We start from the raw sequence: 13,965 nt of genomic DNA on the forward strand, positions 1-13,965 counted from the left end.
GACCGATTTGGCCGAACGATTCAATCTGCTCGACTACAACTATGCCCATCGCGGACTTTGGTCCGCAGACACGTATCCAGAGAACAGCCTTGAGGCGATCCTGGCTGCAGGGGGCGGTGGAATAGGCTGTGAGATAGATGTTCGCCCGGCGGCCTGCGGCACGCCCGTCGTTTTCCACGACTCAATACTGAAGCGGATGACCGAGGCTGAAGGGCTTGTCGCAAACCATTCAGCTGAAGAGCTCACCAAGCTAACCCTGAAGGGCAATGGCACATTCGCGACGCTGGATCAGGTTCTCGATGCCTGGACCGCGGACACCCCGCTCCTCATCGAGATGAAGATTGATGGCGAAACTGACGCTGAAGGATTTGCGGCGCTCGTCGCAGAACGTGTCGAGGCATTTGACGGCCCCGCCGCCCTCATGAGTTTCAGCCGCCGCGCTGTCTCTGCAATCCCGCCCAGCATCATGAAGGGCGCCCTTATCCTGCCGAGCCGCATGTCGCAGGACATCACGCTTCAGGCGCTCGTCAGCACATCTGCCGCCCTCATGCCTGACTACATCGCCGCCCACTGGTCAGACGCACGCGAGGCCCAGACGACGGCGACCGACTACGGCCTGCCCTTGGTCGTCTGGACAGTCGACACAGCCGAACGCGCACAAGAGCTGAAATCGCTGCCCATCGCGCAGATCTTTGAAGGCTTCGATCCCGCCTTTGTCAGGCCGGAGGCGTGAGCTAGATTCCGCTCCATGGATGAACCGCGCCTGGAAATTCGCCTGATCAACAGCCTCAACGAGGTCAGCGCCGAGGAATGGAACGCGGTCGCCAACCCGCCTAGCGAGTCCTATGACCCCTTTCTGAGCTGGCAATTCCTGCAAGCGATGGAAGAAAGCGGCGCAGCCTCCCCCGAAACCGGGTGGGCGCCCCATCATATCATCATCGAACAGGCGGGGCGCGGCCTGTGCGGGGCGATGCCGCTTTATCTGAAGTCCCATTCGCAAGGTGAGTTCGTCTTCGATCATAGCTGGGCCGACGCCTATGAGCGCGCAGGTGGACGCTACTATCCGAAACTCCTTTCCGCCGTTCCATTCACGCCCGTCACTGGACGACGCCGCCTCGTGCGTCCCGGGCCGGATGCTGCGCGCATCGGTGAAGCCCTACTTGGCGCGGCTGTAAAGATCGCCGCCGACAACAATATCTCGTCATTGCACATCAACTTCCTGACAGGCGAAGAGGCGCTCCGCCTCGACACAGCAGGTCTGCTCATCCGCACCGACCAGCAATTCCATTGGAAGAATGATGGCTATGAAAGTTTCGACGATTTCCTGAACGCGCTCTCATCTGCGAAACGCAAGAACCTCCGCAAGGAGCGGCGGCGCGCGCAGGAGGGGCTGACCTTCCATCACATCACCGGCAGCGACATCACCGAAGACCATTGGGACGTCTTCTATGAGTTCTACATGGACACCGGCGCGCGCAAATGGGGCTCGCCCTATCTCAACAGGGAAACATTCTCGCTGCTGGGCGAGCGACTTGCCGACGATATCCTGCTGATCTTTGCCGAAGAGAATGATGAGCCGATCGCAGGCGCGCTGAACATGATTGGCGGAGACCGGCTGCTCGGACGCTATTGGGGCACTGTCTCTGCACGGCCCATGCTGCATTTCGAGACCTGCTACTATCAGGCCATCGATTTCGCCATTGCGCGCGGCCTGAGGACAGTCGAGGCAGGCGCTCAGGGCGGCCACAAGCTCGCGCGCGGTTACGTGCCGGAAACGACCTACTCCGCCCACTGGATCGCCCATGAGGGCCTCGCTGACGCCGTCGGGGAGTATCTCGGCCGCGAACGCCAGATGGTTGAAAGGGAAGCCGACTTTCTACGTGAGAGAACGCCGTTTAAGAAAGACGGATGAGTTCTCTCGTCACGATCCGGCGCTGTGCCAGCCTGCCTGAAGCTCTGGTCTGCAAAGGCCTACTCGAAGCAGGCGGCATCCACGCCTCGGTCGAGAACTACTATCACGCATCAAATGACTGGCTGCTCATTCCCGGCCTGCAGGGCGTCAGCGTTGCTGTGCCCTCGTCAGACTATGACGCCGCAAAACTCCTCATCATAGATGCTGCCGAAACAGGCCCAGACGCGCTCGAAGCTGAGTTCGGCGCCTATCAAAAACCTCGGCGCTACGGAGTGGCCGCGCTCTGGTACATGATCCTTCACGAGCTAGGCATCGCCCTGTTCGTGCTGATGTACCTCTTCTACGGGGTGATCCTATTACTCAGCGCGGTACTCCCGGAAAGCTGGTTCAGGGCCAAACCCTCTCCATCGGGACGAGACTGGATTCCGGAAGTCTCCGCGGGCAACTACAACCCGATAATCTCGATGGACTGGAACGCTGAGGGCTTCCTGTTCGTCTTCTTCGTGATCCTTGTCTTCATGGCAGACCGCCTGATAAAGCCTAGGGCAGATATTGAGGACGACGCTGAATGACACTTCACGGCAAGTACGACCAGGACAACATCTTCGCCAAAATGTTGCGCGGAGAGATGCCATGTGTGAAAGTGTTTGAAGACGACGTCGCCCTCGCCTTCATGGACATCTTCCCGCAGACGACAGGCCATACGCTGGTCATCCCGAAGGACGTGAAGGCGCGTAACTTCCTTGAGCTGAAGCCAAAGAAAATCGGCCCTTATATGGAGCGCGTCCAGACGGTCGCAAAGGCGGTCGAAAAGGCGCTTCAGCCCGATGGCCTCCGCATTCTCCAGTTCAATGGAGCGCCCGCGGGCCAGACAGTCTACCACCTCCACTTCCACATCCTGCCTATCATGGAAGGCCAGACCGGCCGCCCCCATGCCAGCGGCGAGCCTGCTAATACCGAAGAACTGAAAGCGCTGGCGGAGAAGATTGCGGCGTATCTCTAGGAAGGCACGCCATAAGCAGCATCACTCTCGATGAGCGCAGCTGATCTGAGAGTGCATCGCCTGCTCTCTCAACAATCGATATCGTGACAGACGCAGGATAGCTCCTCCGACCGCAAGCGCGATCGAAGGTGAGACGTACTCGGCTTGAAGTGACTGTAAGGCTAAAGCCCCAGCTTTTGCTTCAGGATCTCGTTGACGGCCTGTGGGTTGGCCTTGCCGCCAGACGCCTTCATCACCTGACCGACAAACCAGCCCATGGACTTCGGCTTTTCCTTCACGGCCGCGGCCTGCTCGGGGTTCTCGGCGATGATCTGGTCGACGATGGCTTCAATGGCGCCCGTGTCCGTCACCTGCTTCAGGCCATGTTTCTCGACGATATCGCCGGGATTGCCCTCGCCATCGATCATGCGGGCGAAGACATCTTTGGCGATCTTGCCCGAAATCGTGTCGTTCGAAATGAGATCGACGAGCTCGCCAAGCTGGGCGGCGGACACCGGACTATCTGCCAGTTCGAGGTCCTCGCGATTGAGATAGCCGAACAGCTCCTGGCTGACCCAGTTAGCGGCGAGTTTTGCATCGCGGCCCTTGGCGACGGCTTCGAAGAACTCTGCGCGTTCGCTGTCAGCAGTCAGCACGCCGGCGTCATAGCGCGATAGGCCGTACTCGCTCTCAAAACGCGCGCGCTTCTCATCCGGCAGTTCCGGAAGGCTTGCCTTGATGTTCTCGATGAAAAGGTCGTCGAACTCGAGCGGCAGAAGGTCCGGGTCCGGGAAATAGCGATAATCGTGCGCGTCTTCCTTGGAGCGCATGGAGCGCGTCTCGCCCTTGTTCGGATCGAACAGGCGAGTTTCCTGATCGACCTTGCCACCGCTTTCAAGGATCTCGATCTGACGGCGTGCTTCATACTCGATTGCCGCCTGGATAAAGCGGAACGAGTTCATGTTCTTGATCTCGCAGCGGGTGCCAAGATGGCTGAAGTCGCCTGTCTCGCGGAATTTCTCATAAGCGCCCGGCTTGCAGACCGACACGTTTACGTCCGCACGCAGATTGCCTTTCTCCATGTCACCGTCGCAGGTGCCGAGGGCGACCACGATGGATTTTAGCTTCTTGACGTAAGCTGCTGCTTCCAAAGGCGTTCTGACGTCCGGCTTGGAGACGATTTCCATCAGCGCAACGCCGGAGCGGTTAAGGTCCACATAGGTCGCCGTCGGGTCCATATCGTGGATGGACTTGCCTGCATCCTGTTCAAGGTGAAGGCGTTCAATCCGTACAGGGAAGGAATAGGCCGGGTCGCCATGGGCCGGCTCGACGTCCACTTCAATCTCGCCCTCGCCCACGATCGGATGGTCGAACTGGCTGATCTGGTAGCCCTGCGGAAGATCCGGGTAGAAATAGTTCTTGCGATCAAAGCGCGACCATTTGTTGATCTTGGCCTTGAGGCCGAGACCTGTGCGCACGGCCTGCTCGACGCACTTCTTGTTGATGACCGGCAGCATGCCCGGCATCGCCGCATCAACGAGCGAAACATTGCAGTTCGGGTCTGCGCCAAATGCGGTCGACGCACCGGAGAAGAGCTTTGCCTCAGACGCAACCTGCGCATGGACCTCAAGGCCCATCACAAGTTCCCAGTCTCCGGTGTCGCCTTTCAGCGTATAGGTCGGCCGCTCGGACATGCTCTCAATCCCGATTCAAGATAAGTATCTGGGGCGCGTTTAAGCATAGCTCGGGAGGCCTTGCCATAGGCGGCCGCCCGCGCCTTGCAGCACCTAGCCGTTTTTATCCCGGCCAGCCTTTTTCTGTGCCGCCGCCACACGCGCCTTACGGGCCGCCATGCGGTCCTTGATATTGGCGCTCAGGCGGCTTGGCGTCTCAGCCTCTTCGGCCTTGCGTTCGCGGCGATACTGGATCCGCTCGACGAAGATTGCCCCCCGCAGCGAAATATAAAGAGCAGCGACAACGGCAGCGAGCCAGTACATCCGCGTGCGTGGATGGAATGGGTTCACCCCATTGTACCAGGCCATCGACAGGATCAGCAGGACCATCAGGACGAAGGCAAGGACGGCGTAGAGCGCGGTTCTGGTTTTTCTCGACATGAGGACCTTCTAGCATTCGCCTGCACAGGCCGTCACGCTCACAGATGCGTTAAGAGGCTCAGTCGCTATCGTCCCAGCCGTCGGCAACGGGCAGAATTGGCAACAGCACTAGGAATAGCGCGAACAGAAACAGGATAGCAGGCACGGCAAAGCCTTTCGGCCCGTCCATCGCCGACTGCACGGTTGCTGCATGAACACCAAGCCCAGCAAGCAATACCGCGAGAGGCCAGCGCACCGCGCGTGAGCGCAGCAGCCTCAGAGAGAACAGGCCGGTCGTGATCTTTTCGAGAAGGTTGCGGTGGCCACGCGTCGACATGGCCGCCAGCCTACCACCACTTCTGAGGCTTTGCCACGAAGCCCGCCGCTTCCTCGATGGCACCCGCAACGCGGAAGCATGAGGCTTCGTCCAGCGCCTTGCCGATCACCTGCAGGCCGAGCGGAAGGCCCTGCTTGTCGAGCGCCGCAGGCACCGAAATACCTGGCAGGCCAGCAAGGTTTGCGGTCACCGTGAAGATGTCATTGAGGTACATCTGAACCGGATCAGCCTTTTCGCCATAAGCGAAGGCTGCAGACGGACAGGTTGGCGTCAGAAGCGCATCACACTTTTCGTATGCCTCAATGAAATCATTGAGGATTTTCGTGCGGACCTTTTGCGCGCGCAGGTAATAGGCGTCGTAATAACCGGACGAGAGAACGTAGGTGCCGATCATCAGGCGGCGCTGGACTTCCGCGCCAAAGCCTTCAGAGCGCGTGCCCTCATAGGTATTCACCAGATTGTCGCCCTGAACGCGCGTGCCATAGCGCATGCCATCATAGCGCGCGAGGTTAGACGACGCCTCTGCCGGGGCCACGATGTAATAGGCTGGCAGCGCGTATTTCGTGTGCGGCAGAGACACGTCGACGATCTCGGCGCCCTGCTCTTCAAGCCACTTCACGCCCTGGGTCCAAAGCGCTTCGATTTCTTCAGGCATATTGTCGACGCGGTATTCCTTTGGAATGCCGATCTTCATGCCTTTGACGCCCTGCTTTACGCTCTCGCGCCAGGCCGGGACGGGTTCTGGCAGAGAGGTCGAGTCCTTCGCGTCGTGGCCACACATGGCTTCCAGCAGGATGGCGCTGTCCTCGACCGTCTTGGCGATCGGGCCAGCCTGATCGAGCGAGGATGCAAATGCGACCATGCCATAGCGGCTCGCGCGGCCATAGGTCGGCTTGATGCCAACAGTCCCGGTGAAGCTTGCAGGCTGGCGAATGGAGCCGCCCGTGTCCGACGCCGTTGCACCAAGACAGAGGTCAGCCGCAACAGCGGCCGCAGAGCCACCCGAGGAGCCGCCCGGCGTCAAATTCTGATTGGAGCCTTCGCGGCGCCATGGGTTAGCCGGCGGGCCGAACCGCGAGGTCTCGTTCGATGAGCCCATCGCGAACTCATCCATGTTGAGCTTGCCGAGCATGACCGCGCCGCGATCCCAGAGTTGCTGGGTCACCGTCGACTCATAGGTCGGTGTGAATTCGCCCAAAATGTTCGAACATGCCGTCGTGCGGACATCCTTGGTGCAATAAAGGTCCTTCACGCCAAGAGGTGCGCCTTCGAGTGTCCGCGCTTCACCTGCAGCGATCTTCGCATCTGCCGCGTCTGCCATCGCCAGCGCCTTCTCAGGCGTCTTCACGACGTAGGCGTTCAGCGTGTCGTTCGATGCCTCGATTTCCTTGATGAAGGCCTCGGTAAGTTCGCGCGAGGAAAAGGCCTTGGCAGCTAGCCCATCGAGGGCCGCAGCAAGCGTGAGTTTCGGGAGGTCAGTCATCTGGCAAGGATCCACAAGAATAGGTTTGCGCCTTCGTATGCTGGCCGGGCTCAAGAGTTCAAGCCCCGGTGTCTGAAACGACGCATTTGAACCGGATACGCCTCTCGCCCGTTTACGTGTATAATGGACTGTACGCTCCCGCGTCAGTTGCAGATTGGAGGAAACATATGACCCGCACGAAAATTCTCTTCGCTCTTCCGGCAACGGCCCTTTTCGCCATCGCCGCCTGCACGTCCCAGCCTGAGCCTGGTGACAGCGAACGCGAAGCCTGGCGAACCGATGCTCGTCTCGGCGAACAAGTGGACCGCGTTTGCTTTGCCTCGAACATAGACAGCTTCCGGATGGCCACTCGCAATAGCGTTGTGGTCGAAGAAGGCGTGAATGACGAGTATCTCATCGAGACGGTCAGCAGCTGTTACGACCTCGATAACGCAAACTCGCTCAGCTTTGATACCTTCCCGGGGTCCGGCTGTGTGACGAAGGGTGATTCAATCTACGCTTTCAGGAGCGCATTTGGCCCAAGCCGCTCCGATATCGCGCCGGTGCGTTGTCCGATCAAAGCCATTTACGAGTGGAATGAGGACGCAATCGATGCTGGAGAGCCGGTCGAATAACAGCGCCGCGCAAACCGGCTCAGCATTCAGAGCGATGGAAAGCCTGCAGCGGCAATGCCCTGCGGGCTTTTCTTATTCGACTGACTTCGGAACGACGAAGAAACCGTCTTCGCTCTTTGGCGCGTTTGCCAGTACCTGGTCCTGGATATTGCCGTCAGTGACAACGTCATCACGCATCGGCAGCGTTGCATCGACAACGGAGGTCATCGGCTCGACGCCATCGACATCCACTTCGTTCAACTGCTCGATCCAGCCCATAATGGAGGTGAGCTCATTCGCCAGCGGCTCCAGACGGTCCTCGCTCACGGCAATGCGCGACAGGCGGGCTACCTTGCGGACATCTTCCTTCGTGACACTCATGAGCGGGTCTCCAATCGACAGAACCGTGCGATACGCGCTAGGCAGGGCAAATTCAAGAGAAGGGGGCACAGAGCCTCACATGGCGACCATCGACCTGTTTGATCTTCCCCCCAGTGGTCCGCTGATCGGCATCGACCCTGGCTCCAAAACGCTGGGCATCGCCGCCTGTGACGCAGGCCGCCTGATTGCTTCGCCAGTCGAGACGATCCGCAAGGGTCGCAAGCTTGGCCCATCGCTCGACCGCCTGTTTGAAATCATCGACCAGAGAAAGACGGTCGGCCTAGTCATAGGCCTGCCGCTCAATATGGATGGAAGCGAAGGTCCGCGTGCCCAGTCTGCCCGCGCCCTCGCCCGTAATATCATTGCGAGGCGCGATATTCCCATCGCCTTTCAGGATGAGCGCCTCTCCAGCAGCGAGGCCGAACGCGCCATGATCGCAGGCGACCTCTCACGTGCGCGGCGCGCAGAACTCATCGACGCGTCGGCAGCCGCCATCATCCTTCAGACAGCCATCGACAGGCTGGCGAACGCCTCATGAGCGCCTTCCTCTCAGCGCTGGTACCAGTGATCCTGATCGTGGCGCTGGGGCGGTTTCTGGGATGGCGCAAGACCATCACCGATGATGGGTGGCGCGCGATTGAACGCCTCGCCTATGTCGTCCTCTTTCCAGCCCTGATCATTCGCGCACTGGCCAACGCGCCCTTCGAAGAGGCGCCCTGGGCACTCATGGCCTTGCTGATCGCCGCTCAATGCCTGCTCGGCGCGTTCGGGCTTCTGGCCCGACGCTGGCCCGGCATAAGACGCCCGGAAGTCGGCTCGATCATCCAGTCGAATGTCCGCTGGAACACCTTTGTCGCCCTCTCCATCGCGAGCGCCCTGTTCGGCGATGAAGGCCTGGCCCTCGTTTCCATTGCAGCGGCCGCGATGATCCCGGCCGCCAATGTGCTCAGCGTTGCAGCACTCACCAGCCACGCCGAACGCGAGGGCTTGCCGAAACGAAACCCGGTAAAGGAGCTCCTGCGCAACCCGCTCATCATCGCCTGCGCAGTTGGCGGCCTTCTTGCGGCGCTTAACATCGAAATCCCTACCCTCCTCGACCTCACTATTGATCTACTTGGGCAAGGCACGATCGCGCTCGGCCTGCTCGCTGCCGGTGCCGGTATGGACATCGCCGCGCTTGGCCGTTCGGGCCTCAAGACCGTGACGTGGTCGCTAGTGCGGCTCATCGGCTTGCCGATACTCGCCATAGGCGGCGCGCTGGTCCTAAGCATCAGCGGCACGCCGCTTGCCATCGCTGTCATCAGCGCATCGGTGCCGACGGCGACCAGCTCCTATATTCTCGCGCGCCAGCTTGGCGGTGACGCTCCGCTTGCCGCCAACCTCATTGCAATGCAGACGGTCCTCTCACTTATCACCATGCCGGTCATCTGGTTCGCCTGTCTCAGCTTCGGGCTGTTCTAGGCCTTGCGGGGGGCCGGAAACGCGCCTAAACCGCCGAAAATCGAAAGGCAGCGCATGTCCATTCCGGGCTACAGCTACAAGTTTGATCACAAGCATCTATTGAGCATTGAGGACCTGTCCCGGCTCGATATCGAACATATTCTCGATCTTTCCGAAGAGTTTGCAGAGGCAACGCGCGCCGGCCGGCGGCCAGAGCCGCACCTCAAGGACATGACGGTCATCAATCTCTTCTTCGAGAATTCGACCCGAACCATGTCCAGCTTCGAAATCGCCGCCAGACGGCTTGGTGCAGACGTCGTGGCGATGCCCATCGCCCAGTCCAGCGTCAAGAAAGGCGAGACGCTGATCGATACGGCAATGACGCTGAATGCGATGTCTCCAGACGCCATCGTGATCCGTCATTCGGCCTCCGGCGGGGTCAAGCTACTCTCCCGGAAAGTAGATTGCGCCGTCATCAATGCCGGTGACGGCACACACCAGCACCCGACGCAGGGCCTGCTCGACACGCTCACCATCCGGCGCACCAAGGGTCGTATCGAAGGGCTGAAAGTGACGATCTGCGGGGACATACTGCACTCACGGGTCGCCCGATCGACAACACTCGCCCTGCACCTTCTTGGCGCCGAGGTCACCCTCTGCGGCCCTGCGACGCTTCTGCCATCGGGCACAGAACATTGGGGCGCAGCACGCACCACGCACAGCTTCGACGACGCCATCGAGGGCGCAGATGTCGTCATGATGCTTCGCCTGCAGATGGAGCGCATGAACGGCGCCTACCTTCCAAGCCAGCGCGAATATTTCCGCAATTTCGGCCTCACGAACGAGCGCCTCGCCCGCGCCGCCAGTGACGCGACCGTCATGCATCCAGGCCCCATGAACCGCGGTATCGAGATCGAGAGCGCCATCGCTGACGGTGAGCGCTCTGTCATCACACAGCAGGTCGAGATGGGCGTCGCGGTCCGCGAGGCCGTACTCAAATTGCTCGCAGGAAGACGCGTATGAGCCGGACCCTGATCACCAATGCTCGCCTGCTCTGCCCGGCATCTGGCCTGGATGAGATGGGAAGCCTGCTCATTGAGGACGGCAAAATCTCTGCTGTCGGAGATGTCAGCGGCGGCGCCGATACGCTGATCGACGCGTCAGGCCTTTGCCTCTCCCCTGGTCTCGTAGACCTCCGGGTCAAGACCGGTGAACCCGGCGGTGAACAGCGCGAAACGCTCGAAACCGCATCCCGCGCGGCCGTTTCCGGCGGCGTAACCAGCATGGTCGTCATGCCGGACACTGAACCGGTCATCGACGACGTCGCCCTCGTCCAGTTCATCACCAATCGAGGCCGCGAAACCTCGAAGACCCGGATTTACCCGGCAGGCGCGCTGACCATGGGCCTTCAGGGCAAGGCCATGTCCGAAATCAGCCTGATGCAGGGTTCTGGCGCGGTCTTCTTCACGAATGGCGACTGGCCAGTCGAGGACACGTCAGTCCTGCGCCGCACTATGGCCTACGCTGCCAGCTGCGATGTCATGGTTTCGAGCCGCGCCGACACTTACGCCCTCTCAGCGAAGGGTGTCATGAATTCAGGCGCCCGTGCTGCCCGCATGGGACTTGCCGGCCTGCCGCGCGAAGCCGAATGGATTGGCCTATCCCGTGACTTGCTTCTCGCTGAAGCGACAGGCTGCCGCCTTCTCGTCGATCAGGTTTCAACCGCGCGCAGCCTCGACATCATTCGTGAGGCCCGTGGCCGCGGCGTCGAAGTCTATGTCAGCGTTGCCGCCCATCACCTCTTCTTCAATGAGACCGACGTCGGCGATTACCTGACCTACTGCAAGGTCAATCCGCCCTTCCGCAATGAGGATGATCGACAAGCGCTGATTGACGCCCTCGCAGCCGGTGAAATCGATGCGGTTGTCTCTGCCCACGACCCACAACCGCCCGAAGAAAAGCGTCTGCCATTCGGCGAAGCCGCCTTCGGAGCTGCCGGGCTTGAGACGGTTCTGTCGGCACTTCTCGTTCTGGTTCAGGATGAACGGCTCAGCCTGCTCGACGCGCTGCGCCCCATCACATCCTCACCGGCGAAGCTCATCGGCGTACCGCAAGGCCGACTGGCGGCGGGCCTGCCAGCAGATCTCATCCTGTTCGACCCGGACAAACCCTGGCATTGCGAGCGCGAAAACCTGCTATCGCGGTCCCTAAACTCGCCCTTTGACGGGCGCCGGATGGTTGGCCGCGTCATGCACACCATCATCGGTGGCGAGACCGTATTTCAGAGATAATTCTCAGACGTCGAGCAGAGAAAGGAGCTCACCCTCAAGCTCGACGAGATCAATGCTGAGACCACGCGAGAGCACGTCAAACTCGACGCCCCGGCAATAGCGCACGAGCCTCGACACCGACTCATCAGGATACCGGTCACCAATCCGGCAGAGCGCATCAAACAGACGTGCGGGCAAGAGCTCCGCCCAGGCTGTCACCTCCTGCTGCAGAAGCTCATCACGCTGCGCATAGGCGATCATCGCATATTCGATACGCGCTAGATCGGCGCGCTCTGGCGAGGTGGCGATCAGCATCATCAGGAACTGCACGACATCGCGGGATGACCGCAAAGGCCGCGCCTCAAGCGCCTCATCCAGTCCGGCCTCATAATCCGCCATGTAGAGCCGGAAGGCATCTGACAGCAGCGCGTCGATCGTGTCGAAATGGTAGGTGATCGTGCCCGGTGACACATCGGCCTCGGCTGACACCAGCCGGTGCGTGATGCGGTCCGGCCCCCAGTCCGGGATGAGGTCCAGGGTCGCCTGCAGGATTTTCTCCCGTGCAGGCACAGTCTGAACGGCGTCGGTGTCAGCTGTCATCATCGACAGATCCTATAATGATCAAGGGCAAAGCGATGGTTAAAGGCATTGGCGTCTTTCGCACGGCGTCTTGACCTCACTCCCAGACACGCACACAAAACCCCTCCCCGCCGCTCGTATCCTGTCAGGACATAATATCATGGATGGCATCGCCTTCATCATCGCTGCTCTCGGCGGTTATTTTCTCGGCTCAATCCCGTTCGGCCTGTTTATCACGCGCGCCGCGGGTCTCGGCGACATCCGCGAGATCGGGTCTGGCAATATCGGCGCGACCAATGTCCTGCGGACGGGCCGCAAGGATCTGGCGCTCGCCACTCTTCTCCTCGACAGTTTCAAGGCGGGCCTTGCCATTGTCGGTTTCGCCCTCGTCTTCGGTGACCGGAATGTCGGCCTGATCGCGGGCGTCTTCGCGTTCATCGGCCACTGCTACCCGATCTGGCTGCGCTTCAAGGGCGGCAAGGGCGTTGCGACCTATGCAGGCCTGCTCCTGTTCGCATCCTGGAAAGGCTTCCTGATCGCGGCGCCGATCTGGCTGGCCGTTTTCTTCTTCTCACGTATCTCGTCACTGGCCGCCCTCACGGCGGCAACGCTGGTGCCGATCGGTGCCTGGCTTCTGGGTGAGACGCAGTTCGCCGTCGGCGTCCTCGTTGTGCTGAGTGTGCTGGTCTTCTGGACCCACCGCGCCAACCTGAAACGTCTTCTCTCCGGCACCGAACCGAAGTTCGGCCAGAAGAAAAAGGACGCCGCTTGAACAGCGGCTCCAGCGAGGAGCGCCGCGTCTCCTGGCTCGCACTAGCGCGGGCGCCGCAGGTCGGGCCGGTCACCTTCTTCCAGCTGCTGGCAAAATACGGCTCACCGCAGGACGCCGTAAAACGCGCCGGCATTCGGGCTGACCTTGATGCCGCCCGGCGCGAGATGGACATGGCGTCCAATCGTGGCGCGAAGCTGATCTTCTCTGAAGACGATGACTATCCGGTCGCTCTCGGAGAATTATCGCCGCCGCCACCCGTGCTCACCGTGCTGGGCGACAACACCCTGCTAAAGCGTCCCGCCATTGCGCTCGTCGGCGCGCGTGACGCCTCTGCGGCGGGGCGCAAGATCGCGAGAGAACTCGCCGCCGCACTTGGCAAGGCAGGCCTCGTCATCGCATCGGGCCTCGCCCGCGGCATTGATGGTGAGGCCCATCAGGCTGCCCTCGATACGGGCACAATCGCTGTGCTCGCAGGCGGCGTCGACCAGATCTACCCGCCCCAGCATGAGGCGCTCTACCATGAGATTGAGCAGGCTGGCCTGATCGTTTCGGAACGCGCCTTCGGGCGCAGAGCCACCGCGCAGGATTTTCCCCGCCGTAACCGCATCATCACCGGTCTCGCAGTTGGCACCGTTGTCATTGAGGCGACAGAGCGCTCAGGCTCTCTCATCTCGGCGCGTATGGCCGGTGAACAGGGCCGCGAAGTCATGGCCGTCCCCGGCTCACCGCTCGACAGGCGCGCAGCTGGCACCAACCGGCTATTGCGCGACGGCGCGACGCTGATACGCCATGCAGAAGACGTCCTCGAAGCCATCGCCTCGCAGATCGAAGACACCACAGTACGGTTTCACCCGACCCTGCCGCTAGACCCGCCAGATGATCCGCAAGCAGATGATGACGGTCTGACGGAACGCATCGTCGAAGCGCTGTCCCCGACACCGCTCCCGATCGCTGACATTGCACGCGCCAGCGGCTGCACTGCGCGCCAGTGCGCCGCCCGGCTGATGGAATTGGAGCTGGAAGGCCGCGCCTTGACTCATGCGGGTGGACTGGCCTCAAAGGTATAGTTAATAGCTGCGCCGTAAAGATCAGCCAGATTGCATGAAAAGTCCGGTTCAGGCTG

At 60.7% G+C, this 13,965-nt stretch carries 17 protein-coding genes; 11 read left to right on the forward strand and 6 right to left on the reverse strand.

All coding sequences use genetic code 11. The annotated features are described in order from the left end of the window. Nucleotides 1–7: 7 nt before the first annotated feature. Genes KUV46_14590 through KUV46_14605 form a run of 4 tightly spaced genes read left to right on the forward strand, consistent with a single transcriptional unit; the run spans nt 8 to nt 2,915 of the window. Entirely contained in the window at nt 8–733 is a 726-nt protein-coding gene (locus KUV46_14590; GenBank protein ID QYJ00545.1) for a hypothetical protein, read from the forward strand. A gap of 15 nt (nt 734–748) precedes the next feature. Next, a complete protein-coding gene (locus KUV46_14595; protein ID QYJ00546.1) occupies nt 749–1,912 on the forward strand; it encodes a GNAT family N-acetyltransferase in 1,164 nt (387 codons plus the stop codon). Next, a complete protein-coding gene (locus KUV46_14600) occupies nt 1,909–2,484 on the forward strand; it encodes a hypothetical protein (GenBank protein ID QYJ00547.1) in 576 nt (191 codons plus the stop codon). The genes KUV46_14595 and KUV46_14600 overlap by 4 nt, the downstream gene beginning before the upstream one ends. Beyond that, the gene (locus tag KUV46_14605; GenBank protein QYJ00548.1) at nt 2,481–2,915 is read left to right on the forward strand and encodes an HIT family protein; all 435 of its coding nucleotides are present in this window, start codon (nt 2,481–2,483) and stop codon (nt 2,913–2,915) included. Before KUV46_14600 ends, KUV46_14605 begins: the two co-directional genes overlap by 4 nt. Nucleotides 2,916–3,076: 161 nt before the next feature. Here KUV46_14605 and gatB read toward each other — a convergent pair whose 3' ends face one another. From gatB to gatA, 4 genes are all read right to left on the reverse strand, one after another. Further along, entirely contained in the window at nt 3,077–4,588 is a 1,512-nt protein-coding gene (gene gatB / locus KUV46_14610) for an Asp-tRNA(Asn)/Glu-tRNA(Gln) amidotransferase subunit GatB (GenBank protein ID QYJ00549.1), read from the reverse strand. 93 nt (nt 4,589–4,681) lie between these two features. Further along, entirely contained in the window at nt 4,682–5,008 is a 327-nt protein-coding gene (locus KUV46_14615) for a hypothetical protein (protein QYJ00550.1), read from the reverse strand. Between the two features lie 58 nt (nt 5,009–5,066). Next, the gene (locus KUV46_14620) at nt 5,067–5,324 is read right to left on the reverse strand and encodes a hypothetical protein (protein QYJ00551.1); all 258 of its coding nucleotides are present in this window, start codon (nt 5,322–5,324) and stop codon (nt 5,067–5,069) included. A gap of 10 nt (nt 5,325–5,334) precedes the next feature. Next, nucleotides 5,335–6,807 carry an Asp-tRNA(Asn)/Glu-tRNA(Gln) amidotransferase subunit GatA gene (gatA, locus tag KUV46_14625; GenBank protein ID QYJ00552.1) on the reverse strand — a complete coding sequence of 491 codons (1,473 nt, stop codon included), beginning with the start codon at nt 6,805–6,807 and terminating at the stop codon, nt 5,335–5,337. A gap of 167 nt (nt 6,808–6,974) precedes the next feature. On the opposite strand from gatA, the gene KUV46_14630 reads away from it, so the two are divergent. Continuing rightward, nucleotides 6,975–7,421: a hypothetical protein gene (locus tag KUV46_14630; protein ID QYJ00553.1), complete on the forward strand. Its 447-nt coding sequence runs from the start codon at nt 6,975–6,977 to the stop codon at nt 7,419–7,421. Between the two features lie 72 nt (nt 7,422–7,493). Here the strand turns inward: KUV46_14630 and gatC are convergent, their stop codons facing one another. Next, nucleotides 7,494–7,781 (reverse strand): Asp-tRNA(Asn)/Glu-tRNA(Gln) amidotransferase subunit GatC, encoded by a 288-nt coding sequence (gene gatC, locus KUV46_14635; GenBank protein QYJ00554.1) that lies wholly within the window; start codon nt 7,779–7,781, stop codon nt 7,494–7,496. A gap of 79 nt (nt 7,782–7,860) precedes the next feature. Here gatC and ruvX point away from each other — a divergent pair, with 79 nt between their 5' ends. Genes ruvX through pyrC form a run of 4 tightly spaced genes read left to right on the forward strand, consistent with a single transcriptional unit; the run spans nt 7,861 to nt 11,512 of the window. After that, entirely contained in the window at nt 7,861–8,319 is a 459-nt protein-coding gene (ruvX, locus tag KUV46_14640; protein ID QYJ00555.1) for a Holliday junction resolvase RuvX, read from the forward strand. Continuing rightward, entirely contained in the window at nt 8,316–9,242 is a 927-nt protein-coding gene (locus KUV46_14645) for an AEC family transporter (GenBank protein ID QYJ00556.1), read from the forward strand. Before ruvX ends, KUV46_14645 begins: the two co-directional genes overlap by 4 nt. Nucleotides 9,243–9,296: 54 nt before the next feature. Next, nucleotides 9,297–10,244 (forward strand): aspartate carbamoyltransferase catalytic subunit, encoded by a 948-nt coding sequence (locus KUV46_14650; GenBank protein ID QYJ00557.1) that lies wholly within the window; start codon nt 9,297–9,299, stop codon nt 10,242–10,244. Next, complete coding sequence (gene pyrC / locus KUV46_14655) at nt 10,241–11,512, forward strand: dihydroorotase (GenBank protein ID QYJ00558.1); 1,272 nt, start codon at nt 10,241–10,243, stop codon at nt 11,510–11,512. The genes KUV46_14650 and pyrC overlap by 4 nt, the downstream gene beginning before the upstream one ends. 3 nt (nt 11,513–11,515) lie before the next feature. Here the strand turns inward: pyrC and KUV46_14660 are convergent, their stop codons facing one another. After that, nucleotides 11,516–12,094, reverse strand: coding sequence for a TetR family transcriptional regulator (locus tag KUV46_14660; GenBank protein QYJ00559.1), 579 nt, complete (start codon nt 12,092–12,094; stop codon nt 11,516–11,518). 136 nt (nt 12,095–12,230) lie between these two features. On the opposite strand from KUV46_14660, the gene plsY reads away from it, so the two are divergent. Together plsY and dprA are read left to right on the forward strand one after the other, a co-directional pair. Next, nucleotides 12,231–12,842 carry a glycerol-3-phosphate 1-O-acyltransferase PlsY gene (gene plsY / locus KUV46_14665; protein QYJ00560.1) on the forward strand — a complete coding sequence of 204 codons (612 nt, stop codon included), beginning with the start codon at nt 12,231–12,233 and terminating at the stop codon, nt 12,840–12,842. Beyond that, entirely contained in the window at nt 12,839–13,909 is a 1,071-nt protein-coding gene (dprA, locus tag KUV46_14670) for a DNA-processing protein DprA (GenBank protein ID QYJ00561.1), read from the forward strand. The genes plsY and dprA overlap by 4 nt, the downstream gene beginning before the upstream one ends. The last annotated feature ends 56 nt before the right edge of the window (nt 13,910–13,965 follow it).

The organism is Thalassovita mediterranea (assembly GCA_019448215.1).
Lineage (GTDB): Bacteria > Pseudomonadota > Alphaproteobacteria > Caulobacterales > Hyphomonadaceae > Henriciella.

What these genes read in the sequence shown, in the direction of transcription:
- KUV46_14595 (QYJ00546.1), top strand. Translation starts at nt 749, where the DNA reads ATGGATGAACCGCGCCTGGAAATTCGCCTGATCAACAGCCTCAACGAG.
- KUV46_14600 (QYJ00547.1), top strand. Translation starts at nt 1,909, where the DNA reads ATGAGTTCTCTCGTCACGATCCGGCGCTGTGCCAGCCTGCCTGAAGCT.
- KUV46_14605 (QYJ00548.1), top strand. Translation starts at nt 2,481, where the DNA reads ATGACACTTCACGGCAAGTACGACCAGGACAACATCTTCGCCAAAATG.
- gatB (QYJ00549.1), bottom strand. Translation starts at nt 4,588, where the DNA reads ATGTCCGAGCGGCCGACCTATACGCTGAAAGGCGACACCGGAGACTGG.
- KUV46_14615 (QYJ00550.1), bottom strand. Translation starts at nt 5,008, where the DNA reads ATGTCGAGAAAAACCAGAACCGCGCTCTACGCCGTCCTTGCCTTCGTC.
- KUV46_14620 (QYJ00551.1), bottom strand. Translation starts at nt 5,324, where the DNA reads ATGTCGACGCGTGGCCACCGCAACCTTCTCGAAAAGATCACGACCGGC.
- gatA (QYJ00552.1), bottom strand. Translation starts at nt 6,807, where the DNA reads ATGACTGACCTCCCGAAACTCACGCTTGCTGCGGCCCTCGATGGGCTA.
- KUV46_14630 (QYJ00553.1), top strand. Translation starts at nt 6,975, where the DNA reads ATGACCCGCACGAAAATTCTCTTCGCTCTTCCGGCAACGGCCCTTTTC.
- gatC (QYJ00554.1), bottom strand. Translation starts at nt 7,781, where the DNA reads ATGAGTGTCACGAAGGAAGATGTCCGCAAGGTAGCCCGCCTGTCGCGC.
- ruvX (QYJ00555.1), top strand. Translation starts at nt 7,861, where the DNA reads ATGGCGACCATCGACCTGTTTGATCTTCCCCCCAGTGGTCCGCTGATC.
- KUV46_14645 (QYJ00556.1), top strand. Translation starts at nt 8,316, where the DNA reads ATGAGCGCCTTCCTCTCAGCGCTGGTACCAGTGATCCTGATCGTGGCG.
- KUV46_14650 (QYJ00557.1), top strand. Translation starts at nt 9,297, where the DNA reads ATGTCCATTCCGGGCTACAGCTACAAGTTTGATCACAAGCATCTATTG.
- pyrC (QYJ00558.1), top strand. Translation starts at nt 10,241, where the DNA reads ATGAGCCGGACCCTGATCACCAATGCTCGCCTGCTCTGCCCGGCATCT.
- KUV46_14660 (QYJ00559.1), bottom strand. Translation starts at nt 12,094, where the DNA reads ATGATGACAGCTGACACCGACGCCGTTCAGACTGTGCCTGCACGGGAG.
- plsY (QYJ00560.1), top strand. Translation starts at nt 12,231, where the DNA reads ATGGATGGCATCGCCTTCATCATCGCTGCTCTCGGCGGTTATTTTCTC.